The sequence below is a fragment of the Mesorhizobium sp. M2E.F.Ca.ET.219.01.1.1 genome (assembly GCF_004016445.2).
Lineage (GTDB): Bacteria > Pseudomonadota > Alphaproteobacteria > Rhizobiales > Rhizobiaceae > Mesorhizobium.
In genome coordinates, this window is sequence record NZ_SADT02000006.1 from 143,517 (window position 1) to 166,716 (window position 23,200).

A 23,200-nucleotide genomic window follows, 5' to 3' on the forward strand; every position below is an offset into this window, starting at 1 on the left:
TTTCTCGCCATCATTCATGCTGGCATTTCTTTTGCTTGCCAAGCGTGCACTGCCTATATGCAAGGCCTTACGTGCGGGTAGATGCCGAACTGCGGCATTTCCGCAACAGGCCTCACAGGATTGTGAAGCAAAATCAATGGGGCAGCCCGAAGGCTGCCGGTAACCTGGGAGAACGCCATGAATGTCGGTGATGCCGCCGAGCGTTCCGGCCTGCCGGCCAAGACCATTCGCTATTACGAGGAGATCGGCCTGATCCGTCCGGCGCGGGCCGGGAACGGCTATCGCGATTACTCGGGCGACGACGTCCACCGGCTCGCCTTTCTGCGCCGCGCGCGCAATCTCGGCTTCTCAATCGACGATTGCAGGCAGCTGATGGCGCTCTATCAGGACCGCGACCGCGCCAGCCACGACGTGCGCGAGATCGCCGCCGCCCATGTCAGGGCGATCGAGGAGAAGGTGCGCGAATTGCAGTCGATGCGCTCGACGCTGCAGAAGCTGATCCACGCCTGCCACGGCGACGACCGGCCGGACTGCCCGATCCTGGACGACATGGCGGGCGCAGCCTGAGGTCGAAGGTCTGTCAGCGCTTCCAGAAATCGCGGTGCGGGGCAAGCAGCTCATCCGCGATTTCGGGGAACGGACCAAAGACCTCGATCTTCTTCTGGCCGGAGGCGAATACGGTGCGCGAGGCGAGGTTCATCGTCGGATTCTCCTCGTGATCGCCGGTGAGCGCCAGGAGATCGGTTTCCTCGAAGCCGTAGACCAGGCGGCCGATATTCGCCCAATACATCGTTCCGGCGCACATCGCGCAGGGCTCGCCGGTCGTCACCAGCGTGCATTGCCACAGGAACTCCGCCTCATAGGCGGCCGCGGCGCGGCGGGCGAGCTCGGTCTCGGCATGGCGCACCGTGTCGAGATTGCCCTGCCGCATCAGCACCTGATCGCCCGGCCCGACCAGCACACAGCCAAACGGATGATGCCCATGTGCCGCCGCGTCGCGCGCGACAGCATCGGCGGAGCGGAGGTGGGCGAGCATCTGATCACGGGTCATGGGAAATCCTATCACGGCGAGATTGCGGCCGAGGGGTGGAATTAGCAACAACTAACGCCAATTGGATCATGGTTCGACCATCCGACTTGGCTTGCACTCCACGCTTTTTAGTGTTGGCACTATGATGGCCCCCGCGCTTTCATTCAACAGCGGTAAAGGGAATCGATCTTGACCGGGAAAAAGGCCCAGACAGGCCAAAAACCAAAGACGGCGCAAATCGAGAAGTTCCGCGAACTGGCGCGGGAGATCGAAACCGTCGATTCCGAAGAGCCGTTGAACGCAGCAATCGGAAGTTGGCAAAGTCGCCGCCGCCGAAGGCGGATACCAAAAAGGGCGGCAAAGACTCAAGCTGAGCGGCTTTAATGGCGTTCCTTCTGGCCTTCATACTTTGCGGGGCAGCAGTAGTTGCAGTCGCAATCATTCATCAAAACTGGTTGCGGGACCACACAAGGCACTGGGTTCCGACAACCGCAGAGGTCTTGAAATTTATTGATGGGGGTGACGGGTCAGACACTTATCTGCTGCAATACTCGTTTGACGGAGAGGTTTATCGCATCGAAACGAGCCCATGGCTATTTCCCCTCGGCGCTGCGAAGGCGGGATCGATTATCACCGTTTTAGTCAATCCGAAGGCTCCGCGAGAATGCGCTGGCAAGTTACCGCAGGGTGGCGGATTCCGCTGGTTTGGGGCTGGATCGCGCTAGTGCCGCGCTTGTGATTTGGTCCTATGTTATCATCGTGCGCATGGTGGCCTGAGGTCAATCGGGGCCCGGGATCATCTAGAGCCATGCCACAGGACGACTCCATTCGAATTTCCCAGTTTTGGGATAAGAACCCATTGGTAATGCCATGGATGGAGCAATTCCTACCTGTAGATCGCATGTGGCAAGATTGTTTTGCCACGGTCATTGGTATTTTTTTTATTACTTGTATAGGTATGGTGGCTGGATATCTCTTGCTCCCGCAAAACGTAGTGACAGGGATACTTTGCGTATTGCCCGGTGGTTACATTTTGGGGATGTTTAATGCTAGAATGGCACGTGCCCAGCGCAAATTCTTTCAAGCCAAGAGAGACGAGCGAAGAAACGGCAACGCTAACATAGCCGCTTGAAACGCGAGAGACTCACCTTGTGGAGGGGAGCCGTGTTTCAGCCTCCGGGTCTGTCAAATACATAATCGCCCTCCTCACAGGGGTTCAAACCGTGAACAAAATCTGGCATGGTGCCTGCCATGCCCATCGTTTCCCCGATTCCCCTCAACCCGCTGTTCGACGGCCGCCAGTCGGAGCGCGCCATGCTGGTGCGGCGCGGCGTGCAGCGGCTGCTCCGCGAAATGGACGCGCATGTGCTGCCGGAGCTGTCTTTGGCCACCGGCCGGCGCGCCGATCTCGTCGCGCTGACCAGGCAGGGCGACATTTGGATCATCGAGATCAAATCCTCGATCGAGGATTTCCGCGTCGACCGCAAATGGCCGGACTACCGGCTGCATTCGGACCGCTTCTTCTTCGCCACCCATCCCGGCGTTCCGCAGGACATCTTTCCCGAGGAATGCGGCTTCATCCTTTCCGACGGCTATGGCGCGGAGATCCTGCGCGAGGCGCCGGAGCACCGCATGGCGGCTGCCACGCGCAAGGCGCTGATGCTGCGGATCGCGCGCGCCGGCGCCGCGCGGCTCTTGGCAGCCGAGCTTGCCGGCGTCGCGGTGCCGGCGCTGGATGGCGAGAGCGAATAGAGCCTCCGCGCAAGGATTGAGCGCCGGCGTCTTGCCGCTGACGTCCGGTGTCGAGCCGGGGCTCAAACCGCCCCTCATCTGCGGCTGGCAAAAATCTGCGTCTCGCACCGATGATTTTCGCCGATCCCGATTGTCTTCACCTACAGGCGCGTCCGGATGGCCGGCGGCCAGGACAAGAGGTGATCACATGAAACCGTTGCAAAATCAGAATGTCGTCGTCGTCGGAGGCAGCCGGGGCGTCGGCCGCGCGATCGTGGAAGCCGCGCTTGGCGCTGGAGCGACCGTGCTTGCCGTCGCCCGCGGCGGCGCCGACCTGAAGCAGCTTGCCTGGGAACGGCCGGGCGTGAAGACGCTTAGCGCAGACGCGACGGTGGAGACGGCGCCGCAAGCGGTTTTCGATGCGCTGGCGCCCGACGTGCTGGTGGTCTGCGCGGGGGCCCTCGCCGCTGCCGCGCCGATCCAGGATCAGAGCTGGGAAGTCTTCTCGGCGAATTGGGAGATGGACGTCAAGGCGTCGTTCCTGTTCTGCCGCGAAGCCCTCAAGGGTCGGCTCAAGCCGGGCAGCCGGGTGGTGCTGATCGCCAGCGGCGCCGCCATCACCGGCGGACCGCCGAATTCAGGCGGCTATGCCGGCGCCAAGCGCATGCAGATATTTCTGGCCGGCCATTGCCAGAAGGAATCGGACCGGCTCGGCCTCGGCCTGCGCTTCATGGCGCTATCGCCGGCCCGCATCATGCCGGGCACCGGGGTCGGCGATCGCGGCATCGACAGCATCGCCGCCTATATGGGCATCCGACCGGCCGACTTCCTTGCCAGCTTGAGCGACATGCAGACGCCGGCCGATGTCGGACGCGCGGTGGTGCAGCTCGCGACGGGCAAGCCGCAGGGCAGTTCCTTCACAGTAAGCGGCAGCGGCCTTGCAGCGGCGGCATGAGACGCGCAGGATGCCGCAATTCAGCGCCCCGGGCTTCCCATGACTGACGCCTCCGGCCCTATCGAGCCCTTGGGCCGGCCAGGCCAGCCGGTCCTCGACCGACTTGCCTTCGAGCGGTTGAGCGTCGCCCACCGCCGCGCGCTCAAGCTGCATTGCTACCGGATGATGGGCTCGCTCAACGAGGCGGACGATCTCGTCCAGGAGACGTTCCTCAAGGCCTGGCGCGCGCGGGCGCAATTCGACGGGCGCGGCTCGGCGCGCGGCTGGCTCTACGCGATCGCCACCAAGAGCTGCCTCAACGCGATCAAGGCTCGGTCGTCGGCGCGGCGCATTCTCGAGCAGCCCGAACGGCCGGCCTCCGTAGGTGCGGCAACCGGCGGACCGACCGCGGAGCTCGCCTGGCTGGATCCATATCCGGATGCGGAGCTGCCGGACATTGCCGACGACAGGCCAGGTCCGGAAGCGCGCTACGAGGCTCGCGAGGCGGTACGGCTCGCCTTCGTGGCGGCGATCCAGCTGTTGCCGCCCCGGCAGCGCGCGGCCTTGCTCCTTTGCGATGTGCTCGGATGGTCCGCCATCGAGACCGCGCAATTGCTCGGCGGAAGCACGGCCTCGATCAACAGCGCCCTGCAGCGGGCCCGCACGACGCTGGGCAACCGCCAAGTGCGCCCGCCGCAGCGGTCGCGGCCCAGCGCAGACGAAGGCGTGCTGCTCGAACGCTATATGCAGGCCTGGCAGGCCGACAATCTGGATGGGCTCGTCGAGCTGCTGCGCGAGGACGCCGTCTACCACATGCCGCCCTGGCGGGAATGGTACCATGGACATCAGGCGATCGGCGCTTTTTTGGGAAGCGTCTGGGGAAATTTTGCCGGCTATTGCGCGGTGGCCATAGGCGCCAACGCCCAGCCGGCAGTGGGCGTTTACGCGCTCGGCCGCCAGGATTCCGTGTGGCGGCCGCATTCTCTGCATGTCATCGAAGCCGCCGACGGCAAGATCGCCTCGCTGACGATCTATGTCCCGCCGCTCGGTCCCAGCCTGTTTGAGGCCTTTGGCCTGCCGCAGGAACCACTTGCCTTGAGGGCTTAGTCCACTTCTTCTTCCGCCGCGCCGGCCGCCGGCGCCGTCAGCAGCACGGCGGCGCCCAGCAGCGCGGCAACCAGCGAGCCCGCAAGGATGCCGACCTTCACGGCGTCCTGCAGCGCCGGGTCGCTGGCGAAAGCGAGCAGGCCGATGAACAGGCTCATGGTGAAGCCGATGCCGCAGAGCAGCGAGATGCCCAGCATATGCAGCCAGCCGGCATTGACCGGCAGGTCGGCAAGGCCGAAGCGGATGGCCAGCGCCGAGGAGCCGAAAACGCCGACCAGCTTGCCGAGAACAAGGCCGGCGGCGACGCCCAGCGTCAGCGGCTCGACAAGAGCTGCAAAGCTCAGGCCGCCGAGCGAGACGCCGGCATTGGCGAAGCCGAAGATCGGGATGACGAGGAAGGGCACCAGCTTGTGCAGGCCGTGCTCCAGCCGGTGCAGCGGCGAATGTTCAGTATCGTGGCCGATGCCGGGAGAGCGCTCGAGCGGGATGGTGAGCGCCAGCGCGACGCCGGCCAGCGTGGCATGCACGCCCGACTTCAGCACCAGCACCCACAGCAGCGCGCCGAGCAGAAGATACGGCCAGAGCTTCATGGCCCGCAGGCGGTTGAGCACGACGAGCAGGGCGATGACGGCGAAGGCGGCGGCCAGATAGGTAAGCGACAGGCCGCTGGTGTAGAACAGCGCGATGATGATGACGGCGCCCAGATCGTCGATGATGGCCAAAGCGGTGAGGAAGATTTTCAGCGAGGCCGGCACGCGACTGCCGAGCAGCGAGAGAACGCCGAGCGCGAAGGCGATGTCGGTGGCGGTGGGGATCGCCCAGCCGGAGAGTGCCGCCTGATTGTCGCGGTTGATGGCGACATAGACCAGCGCCGGCACCACCATGCCGCCGGCGGCGGCGATGCCCGGCAGCACCCGGCGCGGCCAGGTCGAGAGCTGCCCGTCCAGCATCTCGCGCTTGATCTCCAGCCCGACCAACAGGAAGAACACCGCCATCAGCCCGTCATTGATCCAGTGCGAGACACTGAGCGGCCCGAGATAGGCGTGGAGAACGGCGAAATAGGTTTCTGCCAAAGGCGAGTTGGCAACGATCAGCGCCAGGGCCGCGGCTACCATCAGGATGACGCCGCCGGCGGCCTCGCCGTCGAGGAATTCGCGCAGGATCGATTTCGGCCGCTGGTCCAAAGCCTGCATTTGTCCTCCTCGCATTCCGCCGAAGCGATGATGCTCAAACTTCAACTGCCGGGGCAAGCATCGAAGGCAATCGTCGCGGCGTATCTGTCATTTTCCCGAGCGCCGGCGCCTCCCCTCATCTGCCTGCCGGCATCTTCTCCCCGTAAAACGGGGAGAAGAGCGCTCTCAGGCAGGACTTCGCTAATCTCCGACGGCGCGTAAGGGTGCCAGCATTGCGGCCAGCCCCTTCTCCCCGTCACTATACGGGGAGAAGTGCCGGCAGGGCGATGAGGGGCAGCGCCGGCTTTGGTGGTTGGCATCTTCACCACCAATCGAACCCGAGGTCGGCCGAAGCGCGTTATGCAGTACGTCCAGCGACCCTCAGCGCGGCGCCCGCTTGGCGAGAATCCGCTGCAAGGTCCGGCGATGCATGTTCAGCCGGCGCGCCGTTTCGGACACGTTTCGGTCGCACATTTCGTAGACGCGCTGGATGTGCTCCCAGCGCACACGGTCGGCCGACATCGGGTTTTCCGGCGGCGCGGCGCGTTCGCCGGAGGTGCGGGTGAGCGCGGCGAAGACGTCGTCGGCATCGGCGGGCTTGGAGAGATAGTCGATGGCGCCGAGCTTCACCGCCGTCACCGCGGTGGCGATGTTGCCGTAGCCGGTGAGGATGATGGCGCGGGCGTCGCCGCGCTTTTCGCGGATCGCTGCGACGACATCGAGGCCGTTGCCGTCGCCGAGACGCATGTCGACCACAGCATAGGCCGGCGGGTGGGCGCGCGCCTTGGCGACCGCCTCTTCCACGCTTTCCGCCGTCTCGACCACGAAGCCCCTTGTCTCCATGGCCCGGGCAAGCCGGGTGAGGAAGGGCTTATCGTCCTCGACGATGAGCAGCGAGGTGTCCTCGCCCTCGACCATTGCGCCAGCCGTTTCGTCTCCGCTCATCTTCTCGGCACCCTATTGACCAAAAGCGCTACCCGTCGAAACGAATTCCGGCGAAGGCGCTCGAAGTCCATGTTTTTCGGGCATGCCGCTTTTCCAGACTTAATTTTGGGCGACATGCTTCACTTTTACGCAGATACAGTCCCGCAAGAGCAATGTCCAATTTTTAGAGCCGGCAACAGAGCTGCCATGCGGTAATTGCAAGGTTTACGCACCATCCAACCAAGGTTACGCATTGTCGAACATGGTGGCCGAGGCCTGATCCTGGTTGAGAAAGACGCCACGCGGCCAGGATACCTGCACCACCGCGCCTTCGCCGAGCCCGCTCGAATTGCGGAAATCGATGGTGGCGCCGGAACGCTCCAGCAAGGTCTTGGCGATGAACAGCCCGAGCCCCAGGCCGCCGCCGGCCTCGGTGCCTTGGCGCGTCGACATATAGGGTTCGCCGATGCGGTCGATGATCTCGGCCGGGAACCCCGGCCCGTCATCGATGATGGAGAAGGCGACCGTCTCGTTGTCCCAGCTCCAGCTGACGGTGACCGATTTGCGGGCGAAATCGACGGCATTCTCGACCAGATTGCCGAGCCCGTAGATGACGCCTGGGTTGCGCTGGCCGACCGGCTCGGGGCCGATGCGCTCGCCGGGCCGCAGCCGGATCGAGATGCCGAAATCGCGATGCGGCGCGGTCACCTCCTCGATCAGCGAGGTGAGCGGCATGCGCGACAGATGCGCTTCGCCTTCCGAGGAAAGGCTGGTCAGGCGCTTCAGGATCTCGCGGCACCGCTCGCTTTGCGAGCGCAGGAGCTTGACGTCCTCGCCATATTTCGGGTCCTTGCCGAGCGCCTTTTCCATCTCCTTGGCGACGACAGTGATGGTGGCCAGCGGCGTGCCGAGCTCATGCGCGGCGGCGGCAGCCAGCCCGTCCAGCGCCGAGAGATGCTGCTCGCGCTGCAGCACCAGCTCGGTGGCGGCCAGCGCGTTGGCGAGCAGGCGCGCTTCCGCCGCTACGCGGAAAGCATAGATGGCGGTGAAGGCGATCGAGGCGAACACAGCCATCCACATGCCGGCGACATAGATGAAGGGCATCGGCAGCGGCGCGTCTTCGTACCAGGGCAGCGGCAGGTGAAAGAACACCAGAAGAGTTGCCGCCAACATGACCAGCGCGCCGAGAACGGCGGTCATCCGCAACGGCAAGGACGCCGCCGAAATGACAACAGGCACGGAAAGCAGCACCGAGAACGGGTTGGTCAGGCCTCCGGTCATGTAAAGCAGCCCGCTGAGCTGCAGGCCGTCGAAGGTGAGGATAACGAAGGCCGAGAGCGGGGTGAGCCGATGCGCGGCCGGATAGCGAAAGGTAAGCCACAGATTCATCCAGGCCGACAAGGCTATGAGCGCGAAGCACATCGAGACCGGCAGCGGGAATTTCAGCCCATAGGCAACGACCAGCACGGTCAGGCTCTGGCCGACGATGGCCAGCCAGCGCAGGCGGACCAGCGTGTTGAGCCGCAACCGCTGGCTAGGCTGGGAATCGGGCGCGCGCAGGATGTTGATCATGGCCAAGGATTACAGCCGCAGGAGAGGAAACGATAGAGCATCGTCACGTTCCCCGCGGCTTGGCACGGCTGGTGGCGGCGGCCAGCAGCGGGTTTTCCGGCCAGACATGCTTTGGGTAGCGGCCGCGCATGTCGGTGCGCACATCCGCCCAGGAGCCGCGCCAGAAGCCGGGAAGGTCGCGCGTCGTCTGGATCGGCCGGTGCGCCGGCGACAGAAGCTCAAGCGTCAGCGGCACGGCGCCGTTGGCGATGGAAGGATGCCGATCGAGGCCGAACAGCTCCTGCACCCGGACCGCCAGCACCGGCCATTCGCCGTCATATCGGATCGGAACATGGCTGCCGGACGGCGCCTCGAAATGGGTCGGCGCCAGCGCGTCGACTTTGCGCTGCAGGTCATGCGGAACCAGCGCCATGAGCGCCGACGACAAAGTCGCCGGCTTGATGGCCGCGAAAGAGGCGGCGCCGGAGAGAAACGGCAGGAGCCAGTCGTCGAGGCGCTCGACAAGCGCTTCATCCGAAACATCCGGCCAGGGCGCGCCAAGGCCGCGATGGAGCCAGCCAAGTCGCTGCCGTAGGGTTTCGGCCTCCTTGCCCCAATCGAGCAGCGACAGGCCGTGCTCTCTCAGGGCGTCGAGAATGGCGCGGTCGGCATCGGCGCCGGACGGCGCGGGCAGCATGCGTTCGGACAGGGTGATGGCGCCGAGTCTGGCGGTCTCGCGCACGCGCACGGCGCGGCGCTCGCGGTCGAAGCTTGTCTCGCGCTTCGTCTCGATGCGATCGGAAAGAGCGGCGCGGATATCCGCCTCGCCGACCGGGGCGGCGGCGGTGATGCGGGCGTTCTGCGCCTTGCCCTGCAGGTCAGCGACGACGAGCCAGGTTTCATTGGCGAGCGGATCGGCGGAATCGACCATGGCGCCCGAGCCGTTGGCGAGCACGAAGCGGCCGCGCTCGCCGCGCGCCCTGGCGACCCGGTCCGGCCAGGCATGGATGAGGAGCGTGCCGGCAGAGGCCGCCTCGCCGCCCTGCGCGCCACCCGCCTGCCTGGCCAAACGCTCGGCGAGCTGCCTGGCGGCATTGGCGCGAGGGGATTTCTCACCGCGAAACCGGAGCAGGCGCCGCTCCAGGTCGGCGCTGTCGCCGCCCAACCCACGCTCGGTCAAAAGCACGGCAAGCGTCGCCGCTTCGAGCGCGTGGCCGGTCTTCGCCGCCTCGGCCACCATATGCGCGAGCCGCACCGGCAGCGCCAGCTTGCGCATGGCGGCGCCCGCTTCGGTCAGCCGCCCTGCCTCATCGATGGCGTGCAGCGCCTTGAGCAGAACCCTTGCCTCGTTGAGCGCCGGCGCCGGCGGCGGATCGAGGAAGGAAAGGCTCGACGGATCGGCGACGCCAAAGGCGGCGCAGTCGAGCAGCAGGCCGGACAGATCGGCCTCGAGGATTTCCGGCGGCGTGAAGGCGGGAAGCGACGCGGTCTGCTCGGCCCGCCACAGGCGCACCGCCACGCCGGCTTGCGTGCGCCCGGCGCGGCCGGCGCGCTGGTCGGCCGAGGCCCTGCTGACACGCACCGTCTCGAGCCTGGTCAGGCCGCTCGCCGGCTCGTAGCGCGGCAGCCGCGACAGGCCGGAATCGATGACGACGCGCACGCCGTCGATGGTGATCGATGTCTCGGCGATCGACGTCGCCAGCACCACCTTGCGGCGGCCCGCCGGCGCCGGCCTGATTGCCTGATCTTGCGCCCGGTTGTCGAGTTGGCCGTAGAGCGGAACGATGTCGGTATCGGCCGCGACATTGCCAACGAGCCGCTCGGCGGTGCGCTCGATCTCGCGCTGTCCGGGCAGGAAGGCGAGCACGCTGCCCTGCTCGCTGGCCAAGGCCGTGCGCACGGCTTTGGCCATGGCGTCCTCGATCGCCGTGCCGGCCGGCCGTTCGTCATAGCGAATCTCGACCGGAAAAGCGCGGCCCTCGCTTTCGATGACCGGCGCCTCCGCCAAAAGCTTCGCCACGCGCGCGCCGTCGAGCGTCGCCGACATCACCAGCAGGCGCAGGTCGGGACGCAGCGCGCCCTGCACGTCGAGCGCCAGCGCCAGCCCGAAATCGCCGTCAAGCGAGCGCTCGTGGAATTCATCGAAGATCACCGCCGAGACGCCCGGCAGCTCCGGATCGTCGAGGATCATGCGCGAGAGCACGCCTTCGGTGACGACCAGGATTCTGGTGCGCGCCGAGGTCCGGTTCTCCATGCGCATGGCGTAGCCCACCGTGCCGCCGGGTTCTTCGCCGAGCAGTTCAGCCATGCGGCGGGCGGCGGCGCGGGCGGCAAGCCGGCGCGGCTCGAGCAGCACGATCCGGCCCTGCCCCAGCCATGGCGCGTCGAGCAGCGCCAACGGCACCAGCGTCGTCTTGCCGGCACCGGGCGGGGCCACCAGCACGGCGCCGTTACGCCGCGCGAGCGCTTCGCCGAGTGCCGGCAGCACGGCTGTGACCGGGAGCTCCGGCAAGGATTTCGTCGTCATGTCGCCCGCATATCAGCGGTCGCGGTCGCCATGCAACGTATGCGCTCAAAGCCTGGTGCGCGAAAACGGGTTCCAGCGCACGGTGCCGAGCCTGACCTCTTCGCGCACCATCGTCAGCAGGCCGGATGCGCCGACCACCGCCAGGCCGACCAGTGAAAGCCAGTCGGGATATTCCTGGAAGAACAGCGCGCCGAGGATGACCGCCCAGACGATCTGCGAATAATGCGTCGGCGCGATGCGGTTTGCAGGCGCGTATTTGACCGCGAGCAACTGCAGCAGCTGCCCGCCGGCGGTGAAGAGGCCCGCCATCATAAGCCAGACCAGTTGCCCGAGATTGGGGAGCGCGAACGACGTGGCGGCCGCGCCGACGCCGTTGAAGACAAGGCCATAGCCAACCAGCGCGCCCAGGATCGTCGTGCGCCTTTCCTGCTGGGCGAGCGAGCGCATCAGGATGACGCTGATGGCGGCGAGGAAGGCGTTGGCGAAGGCCGCGAGATGGCCGAGATGCAATTCGCGAAAGCCCGGCTGCACCACCAGCATGACGCCGGCAAAGCCGGCGACGACGGCCAGCCACCGCCAGGGACCGACCCTCTCCTTCAGGATGACCGTGGACAGGATGGTGACCAGCAACGGCGCCAGGAAGATCAGCGCATAGACTTCCGCCAGCGGAATGGTGGTGAAGGCAAAGACGCTGAGCACGCCGGAAGCGATGCCGGCCAAGGCGCGCGCCTGCACCGCCCAGGGCCTTTTGGTGCGCCAGAAATCGCGCCAGCGTTCGTCCCCGGACTTGGTGAAGAACAGGAAGCAGCCGGCAAACAAGGTCGAGAAGAAGCCGATCTCGAAGACGGTGAACTGCCCGCCCAGGCTCTTGATGACGGCGTCGCTGAATGAATAGCTTGCATAGGCGATCAGGGCGAGCAGGATTCCGTTCGACATGTCATTTCCGGGAGAGAAGACGTGAAGATACTGGCGCTGGGGGCACATCCCGACGACATCGAGATATTCATGTTCGGTACGCTGGCCGCCTATGCCGCGCTAGGCGCAGAACTGACATTTGCCATAGCCACCGATGGTGCCAAAGGCGGCACGGGCGACCCCAAGGCGCTTGCCCGCTTGCGGCGCAAGGAAGCGGCCAAGGCGGCAGGGCTGCTCGGCGTCGAGCCGCGCTTCCTCGACTTTCCGGACGGCGAGCTCGTCGCCGACGCCGCGATTATTTCGGCGCTGAAGGCGCTGATCGGCGAGGTGAAGCCCGACCTCGCGATCACCCATGCGCCTTATGACTATCACGGCGACCACCGCGCGCTGTCCGACGGCATGCGCATCGCGGCGTCCTTCGCTGTGCCGGTGCTGCACGCCGACACGCTCGGCGGCACCGGTTTTTCGCCGACGCATTATGTCGAGATTTCGCAGCATTGGGAGATCAAGGCTGAAGCGATCCGGGCGCACCAGTCGCAAGGCCCGGAGCATTATGTGCACCGGGCGCGCCTGCAGAACGAGTTTCGCGCCGGCCAGTGCAACGGCGCCTCCGGCGCGTTGGCCGAAGCTTTCCGCTTCGAGCCGATTTTCCCTTTCGCCGACATACGCGCGCTGTTGCCGCCGGCGCCGGCGATCCGGCCGGTGACGGCAAGCCCAAGCACCGCCGCCGGGGCCAGCTGACTGCGGCGGACACAGAGGTCCGGCGATCATTTCCCAACGATTTCAATGAAGCGTTTCGCCATGCTGCGACGCAGCAACGAATTCGCTTGCGTTGTTTAGTAAAAAGCGCATCACTAAACAAATTACTAAACATCAGCAGCGCATCGCTCGCCATGGCGACGTACAGCGCGCGCCTTGTTTAGGCCCTCGGAGGAGCGAGGGTTGAGGGCTCTTGAAACCGTCATCCGGACGCGTTTCGCAAATGGGAGGTAAGGCATGAAATCGACCTTGAAACTGGCGTTGGGACTGGCCTCGGCGATCTTTGCGTCGACAGCCGTCTCGAATGTCGCGCATGCGGAAGACCTGACGCTGTGCTGGGCGGCCTGGGATCCGGCCAACGCGCTCGTGGAACTCTCGAAGGACTTCACCAAGGAAACCGGCATCGGCATGAAGTTCGAGTTCGTGCCGTGGACGAACTACGCCGACCGCTTCCTCAACGAGCTCAACTCGCATGGCAAGCTCTGCGACCTGATCATCGGCGACAGCCAGTGGATCGGCGGCGCCGCGGAGAACGGCCATTACGTCAAGCTGAACGACTTCTTCGACAAGGAGAAGATCAGCATGGACGACTTCGTGCCGGCGACCGTGGTCGGCTATTCGGAATGGCCGAAGAACACGCCGAACTACTGGGCGCTGCCGGCCATGGGCGACGTCGTCGGCTGGACCTATCGCAAGGACTGGTTCTCGCGGCCCGAGCTGCAGAAGGAGTTCAAGGAGAAATATGGCTGGGACCTCGCCGCGCCGACCACCTTCGACCAGCTGAAGCAGATCGCCGAATTCTTCCAGAAGCGGCAGATCGACGGCAAGACCGTCTATGGCGCCTCGATCTACACCGAGCGCGGCTCTGAAGGCATCACCATGGGCGCCATGGACGTGCTCTACAGCTTTGGCTTCCAGTATGAGAACCCGAAGAAGCCCTATGAGATGGAAGGCTTCGTCAATTCCGAGAAATCGGTGAAGGGGCTGGAATTCTACAAGGCGCTCTATGACTGCTGCACGCCTCCTGGTTCCTCCAATGCCTACATGGGCGAAGGTGTCGACGCCTTCAAATCCGGACAGGTGGCGATGCATATGAACTTCGCCTTCACCTGGCCCGGCCTGCAGAAGGACGAGAATGTCGGCGGCGACAAGATCGGCTACTTCGTCAATCCGAAGGGACCCGACGGCGATCAGTTCGCGCAGCTCGGCGGCCAGGGCATTTCGGTGGTGTCCTACTCCGACAAGCAGGAATCGGCGCTGAAATACATCAAATGGTTCGCCAACAAGGACGTGCAGGCCAAGTGGTGGTCGCTCGGCGGCTATTCCTGCCTGAACTCCGTCGTCAAGGACCCGAAGTTCCCGTCCAGCCAGCCCTATGCGCAGGCCTTCCTCGACTCGATGGCCATCGTGAAGGACTTCTGGGCCGAACCCAGCTACGCACCGCTGCTGCAGGCCTCGCAGAAGCGCTTCCATGATTATGTCGTGGCCGGCCAGGGCTCGGCCAAGGACGCGCTGGACGGTCTGGTCAAGGACTGGACGCAGGTCTTCCAGGACGATGGCAAGATGTAGTCGGGGCAAGATGTAAGGCTCCTCCCGAGCTTGATCGAAGCGTCCCGTGCCGCCCTTGGCACGGGACGCAGTTCAGATAAATTCCATTGTCGAGACTTGACGTGACCGAAGCAGGACTAACCATGCTCAATCGGACTGCGGACAACGTTGCCCGGGCCACACCGGAGCCGTTGGCCAAGAAGATCCGGGGCATCAGCGACAAGGGCCTCGCCTGGCTGTTCATCTCGCCGACGATCCTTCTGTTGCTTGCCATCAATATCTTCCCGCTGTTCTGGGCGATCTATCTGTCGTTCACCAATTACCGCGCCAACCGCCCCAACGAGGTGGTGAAGAACCTGGGCCTTGCCAACTACCAGCGCATCCTCGGCGACCACGATGTCTGGATCGCTATGCAGACCACAGCGCATTTCGTGTTCTGGACGATCCTCCTGCAGACGGTCATCGGCTTCACGCTGGCCTGGCTGATCGACCGCAAGTTCCGCGGCCACGCCTTCTGGACGACCATCATCCTGGTGCCGATGATGCTGTCGCCGGCGGTGGTCGGCAATTTCTGGCGTTTCCTCTACGAGCCGCAGATCGGGCTGTTTTCCTATGTCATCTCCTTCGTCACCGGCATTCCGCCGACGAATGTGCAGATGCTGTCCAATGTCGAATTGGCACCATGGGCGATCATCATCGTCGACACGTGGATGTGGACGCCTTACGTGATGCTGATCTGCCTCGCCGGCCTGCGCTCGATCCCCGAATACATCTATGAAGCGGCCGAGGTCGACCGCGCCTCCAACTGGCGGCAGTTCTGGTCGATCACGCTGCCTATGGCGCTGCCCTTCATCATGCTCGCCGTGCTGTTCCGCGGCATCGAGAACTTCAAGATGTTCGACATGGTCAACCTGCTCACCGGCGGCGGACCCGGCTCGACCACCGAGGTCGCCTCGATCACGCTGAAGCGGCAGGCCTTCGAAAGCTGGCGCACCGGCTATTCCTCGGCCTTCGCCATCATCCTGTTCGTCGCGGTGTTCGGTCTCGCCAACATCTACGTCAAGGCGCTCAACAAGGTGAAGCAGAGATGAGCCTGACCACCGCCCATTCCGTCGTAGCACCCTCGTCGAACGCGAAGCTGATCGCTGGCACGATCATCATAGCCTATGCGCTGATCTCGATCGTGCCGCTGTTGTGGATCTTCGCCACCAGCTTCAAGACGCCGCCGGACTCGATCGCCTATCCGCCGAAGATCGTCTTCCAGCCGAGCATCGAGGGCTATTGCAACCTGTTCACCACCCGCACCCGGCAGACGCCGGAATACATCAACTCGCTCGGACCGGCGACCGGCTTCTGCGACGAGACCGTGCGCAAGCGCAACATGGTGATCGCCGGGCCGTCGAATTTCCTGCCGCGCTTCGTCAACTCGCTGATCATCGCCTTCGGCTCGACCTTCTGCGCCGTGTTTCTCGGCACGCTCTCGGCCTATGGCTTCTCGCGCTTCAAGGTGCCGCTGGCCGACGACCTTCTGTTCTTCATCCTGTCGACGCGCTTCATGCCGCCGATCGCGGTGGCGATCCCGATCTACCTGATGTACCGCGAGCTCGGCCTTTCCGACACCGCGCTCGGCATGATCCTGCTCTACACAGCGGTCAACGTCTCGCTGGCGGTGTGGTTGCTCAAGGGCTTCATCGACGAGATCCCGCGCGAATATGAAGAGGCGGCGATGATCGACGGCTACACGCGGCTTCAGGCCTTCTGGCGCACCGTGCTGCCGCAGGCCACGACCGGCATCGCGGCGACCGCGATCTTCTGCCTGATCTTTGCCTGGAACGAATATGCGTTCGCCGCTCTGCTGACCTCCGGCACTGCGCAGACCGCGCCGCCCTTCATCCCGACCATCATCGGCGAAGGCGGTCAGGACTGGCCGGCTGTGGCGGCTGGCACGACCATCTTCCTGGTGCCGATCCTCGTCTTCACCATCCTGCTCCGCAAGCAGCTCTTGCGCGGCATCACCTTCGGCGCGGTGCGCAAATGAGCACGATCCAGACCGCAAAACGCAAATCGCGCTGGCCCGTCTGGGCAAGGCGCGGGCTATTGGAGAACATCGCGACGACGATCATCGCGATCGGCTTCCTGATGCTGTTCCAGCCCTTCGCGCTGTCGCTCTACACCTATTCCTTCATCACCATGCTTGCCGGCACGGTCATGTTCATCATCGTCTCGAAATTCCCGGAATAACGATGGCCGAGATCCGTGTTCAGAACCTGAGGAAAGCCTTCGGCGCCTTCGTCGCCGTGCAGGATTCCAATTTCGTCGTCGAGGATGGCGAGTTCTTCGTCATGCTGGGGCCGTCGGGCTGCGGCAAGACGACGACGCTGCGCATGATCGCCGGCCTCGAACTGCCGACCGGCGGCAAGATCCTGCTCGGCGGCGAGGACGTCACCATGCGCCGGGCGCGCGAGCGCGACATCGCCTTTGTCTTCCAGCTCTTCGCGCTCTACCCGCATATGAATGTGCGCAAGAATATCGGCTTCCCGCTGCTGGCGCAGGGCATGCCTTCAGCCGAGATCCGCAGCCGCGTTGAGGAGACGGCGAAGCTTTTGCGCATCGACCATCTGCTCGACAAATCCGTCTCCGGCCTTGCCGGTGGCGACCGCCAGCGCGTCGCGCTCGGCCGCGCCATCGTGCGGCGGCCCAAATGCTTCCTGATGGACGAGCCGCTCGGCACGCTCGATACCGAATTCCGCGACCTCATGGTCCACGAACTGCGCGAGCTGCACAACCGCATCCACGCAACGACCGTCTATGTCACGCATGACCAGATGGAAGCGATGTCGATGGCCGACAAGATAGCGGTGATGAACCACGGCGTCATCGAGCAGTTCGGCACACCGCGCGAGATCTACGACCGCCCGGCGACCATGTTTGTCGCCGATTTCATCGGCTCGCCGCCGATGAATTTCCTGAAATTCGGTGGCGGCCTCGCCAAGGGCGCGAAGGAGATCGTCGTTCAGGGCGCCAAGGTTGCGGTGCCGGAAGTGCGCGAGGACATCGCGCCCGCCGACATGGCGCTGGGCATCCGGCCCGAGCATATCCGCTTCGACGACGAGTCGAAGCTGCGCGGCGCGATCTACGGCACCGAATATCTCGGCACCACGCAGATCGTCGCCGTCGAGACGGCCGACGGCATCATCAAGGCGCGGGTGCCGGCAGGCATCCATCTCAGCCCCGGCGAGCAGGTCGGGCTGACGCTGAGCAGCGCGCGGCTGTCGCTGTTCGAAAAGGGTTCCGGACGCGCGGTCAGGACCGCCATGCATGATCAGGCAGCGGAGGCGCGCCATGGCTGATGTCCGTATCCAGGGCGTGACCAAGAGTTTTGGCGACACCGTCGCCATCGACGATCTCGACCTCGCGATCAAGGACGGCGAATTCGTCGTGCTGCTCGGGCCGACCGGCGCCGGCAAGACGACGACGCTCAGGCTGATCGCCGGGCTGGAGCGGCCGGACAGCGGCACGATCCATATCGGCGGTCATGACGCGACGGCGCTGTCGCCGGCCGAACGCGACACCGCTTTCGTCTTCCAGCAATATTCGCTCTATCCGCATCTTTCGGTGTTCGACAATCTCGCCTTCCCGCTGCGCTCGCCGGCGCGGCGGTTTCCGGAGGAGGCCGTGCGCCGCCGTGTCGAGGAGGTCGCGCGCATGGTGCGCATCGATCACAAGCTCGACAACCGTTCGACAAAACTGTCGGGCGGCGAGATGCAGCGCGTCGCCATCGGTCGCGCGCTGGTGCGCAAGCCGGCGATCTACCTGATGGACGAGCCGCTCTCCTCGCTCGACGCCAAGCTGCGCGCCGATCTTCGGCTCGAGCTGAAGCGCATCCAGTCCGAGCTCGGCGCCACCATGCTCTATGTCACGCACGACCAGATCGAGGCGATGACCATGGCCGACCGCATCGGCATCCTCGCCGACGGCGTGCTGGTGCAGATCGGCACGCCGCGCGCGATCTATTCCGAGCCGGCAAACCTTCATGTCGCGGCCCGCCTCGGTCAGCCGGCGATCAACCTCCTGCCGGCCGGATTGCTGCCCGATGGCGGTGCGCCGACAGGCACGGCGACGATCGGCGCCCGCACCGAGCATCTGGCGATCGAGAAGACGGCGAACGGCCATGCCGACGGCGTCGTCGACTGGGTCGAGCATCTCGGCGACCAGAACCACCTGCACGTGACGGTGGGAGCGAAGAAGCTGGTGACGCTGACCGATCCCGACACGCCGCTCGCAAAGGGGGACAAGGTGACGATCCGCTACATCGCGCCGCTCTATTTCGGCTCGGACGGGCAGAGATTGATGTAGCTGGGACTGATGTAGCCGCCTCACGCTTATATTCGCACGACCGCAGATACGGACTGGACGAAATCCATGAAGCACTTTTTCAACCGCAAGGACACGATCGTCACCGAAGCGCTCGACGGCTTCTTGGCCACGTTAGGCTCGGGAACGCTGGCGCGCCTCGACGGCTATCCCGAAATCAAGGTCGTGCTGCGCGCCGACTGGGACAAGACCAAGGTGGCCGTGGTTTCGGGCGGCGGCGCCGGGCATGAACCCTCGCATGCGGGCTTCGTCGGCGCCGGCATGCTCACCGCGGCCGTCTCCGGCGAGATTTTTGCTTCGCCGAGCGTCGAGGCGGTGCTGGCGGCGATACGCGCCACGACCGGCCCCGCCGGCTGCCTGCTGGTCGTCAAGAACTACACCGGCGACCGGCTCAATTTCGGACTGGCGGCGGAGAAGGCGCGCGCCGAAGGGCTCGCGGTCGAGATGGTGATCGTAGCCGACGACATTGCCCTGCCGGACATCGCGCAGCCGCGCGGCGTCGCCGGCACGCTGTTCGTGCACAAGATCGCAGGGCACCTGTCGGAATCCGGCCATGACTTGGCCTCGGTTGCCGCGGCGGCCCGCGCGGCGGCGAAGGATATCGTTTCGCTCGGCATCTCGCTCTCCTCCTGCTCGATCCCGGGGCAAGCGCATGAGGAGCGCTTCGGCGCTGACGATGGCGAGCTCGGACTCGGCATTCATGGCGAGCCCGGCGTCGAGCGCATCGCCCTGGAGGCCGCCAGCAAGCTGGTCGCCATCATGGCGGAGCGCCTCGCGGCGCGGCTCGATCCGCACAGCCGCTACGCCCTGCTGATCAACAATCTCGGCTCGGTGCCACCGCTCGAAATGGCGCTGATCGCGAATGCCGTCTTGTCATCGCCGCTCGCCAAGGCCGTGACGCTGACGATCGGACCCGGGCACCTGATGACAGCGCTCAACATGAACGGCTTCTCGCTGTCGCTGATCAAGCTGGATGCGGAACGCGAGAAAGCGCTGCTGGCACCCGTCGGGCCGCATGCCTGGCTGCCGGCAAAGCCGGTTCGCCAGCCCGTCGTGGTGGCGATGTCAAAGCCCGCCATCGGCACAGCCACAAAGCCCGCCAGCCGCGATGCGGCCGCGGAGCGGTTGATCAGAGCCGTCTGCCAGAGGCTGATCGCGCTCGAAGAGCCGCTCAACGCCCTCGACGCCAAGGCCGGCGACGGCGATACCGGCTCGACAGTGGCGACCGGGGCGCGCAGCATCCTCGAGCGCATCGACACGCTGCCGCTTGCCGACAAGGCCGCAACCGCCGCCGCGATCGGCGATACGCTCGGCACCTCGATGGGCGGTTCCAGCGGCGTGCTTTTGTCGATCTTCTTCACCGCCGCGTCGCAGTCGCTCGGCAGCGGCGCGTCGCTCGGCAAGGCCCTGCTCGCCGGGCTCGACCGGATGACCTTCTATGGCGGCGCAAGGATCGGCGACCGCACCATGGTCGATGCGCTGGAGCCGGCGCTGAAAGCCCTCGACGCGAGCGGGCTGGAAGCGGCCGCCAGGGCGGCGCGGCAAGGCGCCGAGGCGACCGTCGCGATGCAGAAGGCAAAGGCCGGCCGTTCCGCCTATATCGGCAGGCAGCTCGACGTCGCGGATCCCGGCGCCTTCGCGGTCGCCGAAGTTTTCGCTGCCGTGGCGGCGCTGTTCGCCCCGGCGTGAAGGACGGACAATGGCCGCGGCCGATTTCTCCAGACTGATCGCGGCGGCGGCCGATACGATCGCGGCGCATGCCGAGGAACTGACCGCGCTCGACCAGGCGATCGGCGACGGCGACCACGGGCTGAACATGAAGCGCGGCTTCGAGGCCGTTCGGGCCGAAGCGGACGCCTTCGCGGCGAAGCCGCTGCCCGAGGCGCTGAAAGCGGTCGGCACCAAGCTGGTGATGACCGTGGGCGGCGCCTCCGGGCCGCTGTTCGGCACGTTGTTCATGGCGCTCGGCAAGGACCTGCCGGCGGCACCCGATCGAGATGGACTGACGGCGGCATTGGCCAAGGCGATCGAGGCGGTGGCCGCGCGGGGTAAATCGCAGGTTGGCCAAAAAACCATGCTCGACGTGCTGCAGCCGGTGTATGAGGCGCTGGCGCAAGGCAAGACCGCCGGCGAAATAGCCAAGGCGGCGGACAAGGCGGCCGAGGCCACGGTGCCGATGAAGGCCCTGCGCGGGCGCGCTTCCTTCCTGGGAGAGCGCTCGATCGGGCATATGGACGCCGGAGCGCGCTCGACCGCGCTTCTGGTGCGCGCGGTGGCGGAAGCGATAGAGGGCAATTGATGAGCAATGTCGGTATCGTCATCGTGTCGCATTCGCCCTTGGTTGCCGAGGGCACGGCCGACATGGTGCGCCAGATGGTGGGCGACGAAGTGCCGCTTGCATGGTGCGGCGGAAACGGCCATGGCGGGCTCGGCACCAGCGTCGAGGCGATCATGGGCGCGATCGACAAGGCCTGGTCTGAAGCGGGCGTCGCCATCCTGGTCGATCTCGGCGGCGCCGAGACCAATTCGGAGATGGCGGTCGAGATGATCGGCGAGCCGCGCTCGCACAAGATCATCGTCTGCAACGCGCCGATCGTCGAGGGCGCGGTGATGGCCGCGACCGAATCCTCCGGCGGCGCCTCGCTCAAGGAAGTGGTGGCGACGGCGCATGAATTGTCGCCGTCGTGAACGAACAGGAACCGACTGAATGTCCGCATCCGCCGAAGCAACGGTCCTGATCACCCACGCGGTGGGTCTGCATGCGCGCCCTTCGGTGAAGTTCACCAAGCTTGCCAAGACGTTCGCGGCCGAGGTGGAGGTCGCGGTGGCCGCCAATGGCCCCTGGTTCGACGCCAAGAGCATCGTCAAGGTGATGGCGGCCAAGGCGCCGAAAGGGACCATGCTGCACATCCGCGCCAAGGGTGACGGCGCGACCCAGGCGGTGAAAGCGCTGGTCGATCTGGTGCAGCGTGACTTCGACGAGGATGCGGATCATGCCCGGTCCGCTTGAGACCGATCTGAATGTCACCAGGCCGGCAAGGAACGCGGGCCATGCGGGTTGAGGGTATCCCCGCCTCTCCCGGTTATGCCGAAGGCCCGCTGTTCGACCTCGACCAGTCTACGGCCAGCTACAAGGCCAAGGCGAGCGCCGAGGAAGAACAAGCCGCACTGGTGAGCGCAATCGGCAAGGCCGTCGGCCGGCTGGCGGCGCTGGTCGAAACCGCCGACGGCGAAGCCGCCGGCATCCTCGAATTCCACATCGCCATGCTGGAGGACGATGCCTTGAGCGGTCCGGCCCTGGCGGCGATCGGCTCCGGGCAGCCGGCGGACGCCGCATGGTGTGCGGCGCTGGACGGCGAGATCGCCGGCTACGAAGCGTCGGACCAGGACTATTTCCGCGCCCGCGCCGCCGATCTGCGCGACATCCGCGACCAGGTGCTGCGGGCGCTGAGTGAGGAAGGCGAGATCACGGCGCCACCGGGCGCGATCCTCTATGGCGAGGATATCGCGCCGACACGTTTCCTCGAGACCGATTGGAGCGAAGGCGGCGGCATCGCCCTCAAGTCTGGCAGCACCGCCAGCCATGTCGCCATGCTGGCGCGCTCGCGCGGCGTGCCGATGGTTGTCGGTCTCGACGCTCCTGCCGCACCGATCACGGGCGACGCGCTCCTCGATGCCGAACATGGCGCGATCATTTTCTCACCGTCGCCGGCCGAGACCGAAGCCTTCCGGCAATCGGCCTCCTCCTTCGCCGACCGACTGGGCGCGGCGAAGACATTCCTGACGGCGCCCGCCGTGACCAAGGCCGGCACAGCGGTGCGCGTGCAAGTCAACATCGCCTATCCTTCCGATGTCGAAGGCATCCAAATCGAAACTTGCGACGGCGTCGGCCTGATGCGGACGGAATTCCTGTTCGGCAAGACGCTGCCGGACGAGGAGACGCAATACCACGCCTACCGCAAGGTGCTGGAATGGGCTGGCGGCAAGCCGGTGACCATCCGCACCGTCGATGCCGGCGGCGACAAGCCGGTGCCGGGGTTCACCGTCGAAGAGACCAATCCGTTTCTCGGCCTGCGCGGCATCAGGCTGTCACTAGCGCGGCTCGATATCTTCCGCGTGCAGATCCGGGCATTGCTGCGCGCCGCCATCCACGGCAATCTGAGGGTGATGTTCCCGATGATCGCCACGCCTGACGAATATGCCCAAGCCGCAGCGCTGTTTGCGGAAGAACGGGCCGCGCTTGTCGCGCAGGGCGTGGCGCACAAGCTGCCGCCGCTTGGCATCATGGTCGAGGTGCCTTCCGTGGTGCTGGCGCCGGAGGGTTTCGCCGATGTCGCCTTCTTCTCGATCGGCTCAAACGACCTGACGCAATATGTGATGGCGGCCGCGCGCGACAACGCGGCCGTGGCGCATCTCAATTCCGTTCGCCAGCCGGCGGTGCTGCGGCTGATCGCGGCGGTTGCCGCCTTCGGACGAGAGAAGGGAATTCCGGTCAGCCTCTGCGGCGATGCCGGCGGCGACCCTGCAACCATCCCGGCGCTGCTTGAAGCCGGCTTGCGCGACCTCTCGGTCGCGCCTGCTCAACTGGCGATGGCGAAGGCTGCCATCGCGGACGCGGCGGTATAGGC

General features: G+C 65.3%; 24 protein-coding genes. 18 read left to right on the forward strand and 6 right to left on the reverse strand.

Annotated elements, in window-relative coordinates; genetic code table 11:
- Positions 1-177: 177 nt before the first annotated feature.
- Positions 178-567, forward strand: a complete 390-nt coding sequence (gene cueR / locus EN862_RS26615) for a Cu(I)-responsive transcriptional regulator (RefSeq protein WP_127866471.1) — start codon at positions 178-180, stop codon at positions 565-567.
- A gap of 13 nt (positions 568-580) precedes the next feature.
- Here cueR and EN862_RS26620 read toward each other — a convergent pair whose 3' ends face one another.
- Complete coding sequence (locus EN862_RS26620) at positions 581-1,051, reverse strand: nucleoside deaminase (RefSeq protein ID WP_127866472.1); 471 nt, start codon at positions 1,049-1,051, stop codon at positions 581-583.
- A gap of 168 nt (positions 1,052-1,219) precedes the next feature.
- Between EN862_RS26620 and EN862_RS26625 the strand changes: the two genes are divergently transcribed.
- The 5 genes from EN862_RS26625 to EN862_RS26645 all read left to right on the forward strand — a co-directional run bounded on the left by EN862_RS26625 (position 1,220) and on the right by EN862_RS26645 (position 4,802).
- A complete protein-coding gene (locus tag EN862_RS26625) occupies positions 1,220-1,414 on the forward strand; it encodes a hypothetical protein (protein WP_127866473.1) in 195 nt (64 codons plus the stop codon).
- Positions 1,415-1,838: 424 nt separating this feature from the next.
- Entirely contained in the window at positions 1,839-2,162 is a 324-nt protein-coding gene (locus tag EN862_RS26630) for a hypothetical protein (RefSeq protein WP_127866474.1), read from the forward strand.
- Between the two features lie 119 nt (positions 2,163-2,281).
- Positions 2,282-2,782 carry an MmcB family DNA repair protein gene (locus EN862_RS26635; RefSeq protein ID WP_193771575.1) on the forward strand — a complete coding sequence of 167 codons (501 nt, stop codon included), beginning with the start codon at positions 2,282-2,284 and terminating at the stop codon, positions 2,780-2,782.
- A 187-nt stretch (positions 2,783-2,969) separates the two neighbouring features.
- Complete coding sequence (locus EN862_RS26640) at positions 2,970-3,716, forward strand: SDR family oxidoreductase (RefSeq protein WP_127866476.1); 747 nt, start codon at positions 2,970-2,972, stop codon at positions 3,714-3,716.
- Between the two features lie 39 nt (positions 3,717-3,755).
- The gene (locus tag EN862_RS26645) at positions 3,756-4,802 is read left to right on the forward strand and encodes an RNA polymerase subunit sigma-70 (protein ID WP_127866477.1); all 1,047 of its coding nucleotides are present in this window, start codon (positions 3,756-3,758) and stop codon (positions 4,800-4,802) included.
- Here EN862_RS26645 and nhaA read toward each other — a convergent pair.
- The 5 genes from nhaA to EN862_RS26670 form a co-directional block, all read right to left on the reverse strand.
- The gene (gene nhaA, locus EN862_RS26650) at positions 4,799-5,995 is read right to left on the reverse strand and encodes a Na+/H+ antiporter NhaA (protein ID WP_127866478.1); all 1,197 of its coding nucleotides are present in this window, start codon (positions 5,993-5,995) and stop codon (positions 4,799-4,801) included. The two genes, EN862_RS26645 and nhaA, sit on opposite strands and share 4 nt — an antisense overlap.
- Before the next feature lie 360 nt (positions 5,996-6,355).
- A complete protein-coding gene (locus tag EN862_RS26655; RefSeq protein ID WP_127866479.1) occupies positions 6,356-6,919 on the reverse strand; it encodes an ActR/PrrA/RegA family redox response regulator transcription factor in 564 nt (187 codons plus the stop codon).
- Positions 6,920-7,144: 225 nt separating this feature from the next.
- Positions 7,145-8,470, reverse strand: coding sequence for an ActS/PrrB/RegB family redox-sensitive histidine kinase (locus tag EN862_RS26660; RefSeq protein ID WP_189546044.1), 1,326 nt, complete (start codon positions 8,468-8,470; stop codon positions 7,145-7,147).
- A gap of 43 nt (positions 8,471-8,513) precedes the next feature.
- Entirely contained in the window at positions 8,514-10,976 is a 2,463-nt protein-coding gene (hrpB, locus tag EN862_RS26665) for an ATP-dependent helicase HrpB (protein ID WP_127866481.1), read from the reverse strand.
- 45 nt (positions 10,977-11,021) lie between these two features.
- On the reverse strand, positions 11,022-11,912 hold the full coding sequence (locus EN862_RS26670) for a DMT family transporter (RefSeq protein WP_127866482.1): 891 nt from the start codon (positions 11,910-11,912) through the stop codon (positions 11,022-11,024).
- Positions 11,913-11,933: 21 nt separating this feature from the next.
- Between EN862_RS26670 and EN862_RS26675 the strand changes: the two genes are divergently transcribed.
- From EN862_RS26675 to ptsP, 12 genes are all read left to right on the forward strand, one after another.
- Positions 11,934-12,632: a PIG-L deacetylase family protein gene (locus EN862_RS26675; RefSeq protein ID WP_127866483.1), complete on the forward strand. Its 699-nt coding sequence runs from the start codon at positions 11,934-11,936 to the stop codon at positions 12,630-12,632.
- Between the two features lie 255 nt (positions 12,633-12,887).
- Entirely contained in the window at positions 12,888-14,219 is a 1,332-nt protein-coding gene (locus tag EN862_RS26680) for an ABC transporter substrate-binding protein (protein ID WP_127866484.1), read from the forward strand.
- Between the two features lie 122 nt (positions 14,220-14,341).
- Complete coding sequence (locus tag EN862_RS26685; RefSeq protein ID WP_127866826.1) at positions 14,342-15,289, forward strand: sugar ABC transporter permease; 948 nt, start codon at positions 14,342-14,344, stop codon at positions 15,287-15,289.
- A complete protein-coding gene (locus EN862_RS26690) occupies positions 15,286-16,236 on the forward strand; it encodes a carbohydrate ABC transporter permease (RefSeq protein ID WP_041001244.1) in 951 nt (316 codons plus the stop codon). The genes EN862_RS26685 and EN862_RS26690 overlap by 4 nt, the downstream gene beginning before the upstream one ends.
- Positions 16,233-16,439, forward strand: coding sequence for a hypothetical protein (locus EN862_RS26695; protein WP_127866485.1), 207 nt, complete (start codon positions 16,233-16,235; stop codon positions 16,437-16,439). Before EN862_RS26690 ends, EN862_RS26695 begins: the two co-directional genes overlap by 4 nt.
- A 2-nt stretch (positions 16,440-16,441) precedes the next feature.
- Positions 16,442-17,548 (forward strand): ABC transporter ATP-binding protein, encoded by a 1,107-nt coding sequence (locus EN862_RS26700; protein WP_127866486.1) that lies wholly within the window; start codon positions 16,442-16,444, stop codon positions 17,546-17,548.
- Complete coding sequence (locus EN862_RS26705; RefSeq protein ID WP_127866487.1) at positions 17,541-18,554, forward strand: ABC transporter ATP-binding protein; 1,014 nt, start codon at positions 17,541-17,543, stop codon at positions 18,552-18,554. Before EN862_RS26700 ends, EN862_RS26705 begins: the two co-directional genes overlap by 8 nt.
- Before the next feature lie 66 nt (positions 18,555-18,620).
- Complete coding sequence (locus EN862_RS26710; RefSeq protein ID WP_127866488.1) at positions 18,621-20,261, forward strand: dihydroxyacetone kinase subunit DhaK; 1,641 nt, start codon at positions 18,621-18,623, stop codon at positions 20,259-20,261.
- A 10-nt stretch (positions 20,262-20,271) separates the two neighbouring features.
- On the forward strand, positions 20,272-20,871 hold the full coding sequence (gene dhaL, locus EN862_RS26715; protein WP_127866489.1) for a dihydroxyacetone kinase subunit DhaL: 600 nt from the start codon (positions 20,272-20,274) through the stop codon (positions 20,869-20,871).
- On the forward strand, positions 20,871-21,260 hold the full coding sequence (gene dhaM, locus EN862_RS26720; protein ID WP_095817697.1) for a dihydroxyacetone kinase phosphoryl donor subunit DhaM: 390 nt from the start codon (positions 20,871-20,873) through the stop codon (positions 21,258-21,260). Before dhaL ends, dhaM begins: the two co-directional genes overlap by 1 nt.
- Positions 21,261-21,279: 19 nt before the next feature.
- The gene (locus EN862_RS26725; RefSeq protein ID WP_127249377.1) at positions 21,280-21,582 is read left to right on the forward strand and encodes an HPr family phosphocarrier protein; all 303 of its coding nucleotides are present in this window, start codon (positions 21,280-21,282) and stop codon (positions 21,580-21,582) included.
- Positions 21,583-21,623: 41 nt separating this feature from the next.
- A complete protein-coding gene (gene ptsP, locus EN862_RS26730; protein ID WP_127866490.1) occupies positions 21,624-23,198 on the forward strand; it encodes a phosphoenolpyruvate--protein phosphotransferase in 1,575 nt (524 codons plus the stop codon).
- Positions 23,199-23,200 lie beyond the last annotated feature (2 nt).

Coding starts and splice junctions, on each gene's coding strand:
- EN862_RS26635 (WP_193771575.1), top strand. CDS start 2,282: ATGCCCATCGTTTCCCCGATTCCCCTCAACCCGCTGTTCGACGGCCGC.
- dhaM (WP_095817697.1), top strand. CDS start 20,871: ATGAGCAATGTCGGTATCGTCATCGTGTCGCATTCGCCCTTGGTTGCC.
- nhaA (WP_127866478.1), bottom strand. CDS start 5,995: ATGCAGGCTTTGGACCAGCGGCCGAAATCGATCCTGCGCGAATTCCTC.
- EN862_RS26690 (WP_041001244.1), top strand. CDS start 15,286: ATGAGCCTGACCACCGCCCATTCCGTCGTAGCACCCTCGTCGAACGCG.
- cueR (WP_127866471.1), top strand. CDS start 178: ATGAATGTCGGTGATGCCGCCGAGCGTTCCGGCCTGCCGGCCAAGACC.
- EN862_RS26630 (WP_127866474.1), top strand. CDS start 1,839: ATGCCACAGGACGACTCCATTCGAATTTCCCAGTTTTGGGATAAGAAC.
- EN862_RS26640 (WP_127866476.1), top strand. CDS start 2,970: ATGAAACCGTTGCAAAATCAGAATGTCGTCGTCGTCGGAGGCAGCCGG.
- EN862_RS26700 (WP_127866486.1), top strand. CDS start 16,442: ATGGCCGAGATCCGTGTTCAGAACCTGAGGAAAGCCTTCGGCGCCTTC.
- EN862_RS26705 (WP_127866487.1), top strand. CDS start 17,541: ATGGCTGATGTCCGTATCCAGGGCGTGACCAAGAGTTTTGGCGACACC.
- EN862_RS26680 (WP_127866484.1), top strand. CDS start 12,888: ATGAAATCGACCTTGAAACTGGCGTTGGGACTGGCCTCGGCGATCTTT.
- EN862_RS26670 (WP_127866482.1), bottom strand. CDS start 11,912: ATGTCGAACGGAATCCTGCTCGCCCTGATCGCCTATGCAAGCTATTCA.
- EN862_RS26695 (WP_127866485.1), top strand. CDS start 16,233: ATGAGCACGATCCAGACCGCAAAACGCAAATCGCGCTGGCCCGTCTGG.
- EN862_RS26710 (WP_127866488.1), top strand. CDS start 18,621: ATGAAGCACTTTTTCAACCGCAAGGACACGATCGTCACCGAAGCGCTC.
- ptsP (WP_127866490.1), top strand. CDS start 21,624: ATGCGGGTTGAGGGTATCCCCGCCTCTCCCGGTTATGCCGAAGGCCCG.
- hrpB (WP_127866481.1), bottom strand. CDS start 10,976: ATGACGACGAAATCCTTGCCGGAGCTCCCGGTCACAGCCGTGCTGCCG.
- dhaL (WP_127866489.1), top strand. CDS start 20,272: ATGGCCGCGGCCGATTTCTCCAGACTGATCGCGGCGGCGGCCGATACG.
- EN862_RS26620 (WP_127866472.1), bottom strand. CDS start 1,051: ATGACCCGTGATCAGATGCTCGCCCACCTCCGCTCCGCCGATGCTGTC.
- EN862_RS26660 (WP_189546044.1), bottom strand. CDS start 8,470: ATGATCAACATCCTGCGCGCGCCCGATTCCCAGCCTAGCCAGCGGTTG.
- EN862_RS26685 (WP_127866826.1), top strand. CDS start 14,342: ATGCTCAATCGGACTGCGGACAACGTTGCCCGGGCCACACCGGAGCCG.
- EN862_RS26645 (WP_127866477.1), top strand. CDS start 3,756: ATGACTGACGCCTCCGGCCCTATCGAGCCCTTGGGCCGGCCAGGCCAG.
- EN862_RS26655 (WP_127866479.1), bottom strand. CDS start 6,919: ATGAGCGGAGACGAAACGGCTGGCGCAATGGTCGAGGGCGAGGACACC.
- EN862_RS26725 (WP_127249377.1), top strand. CDS start 21,280: ATGTCCGCATCCGCCGAAGCAACGGTCCTGATCACCCACGCGGTGGGT.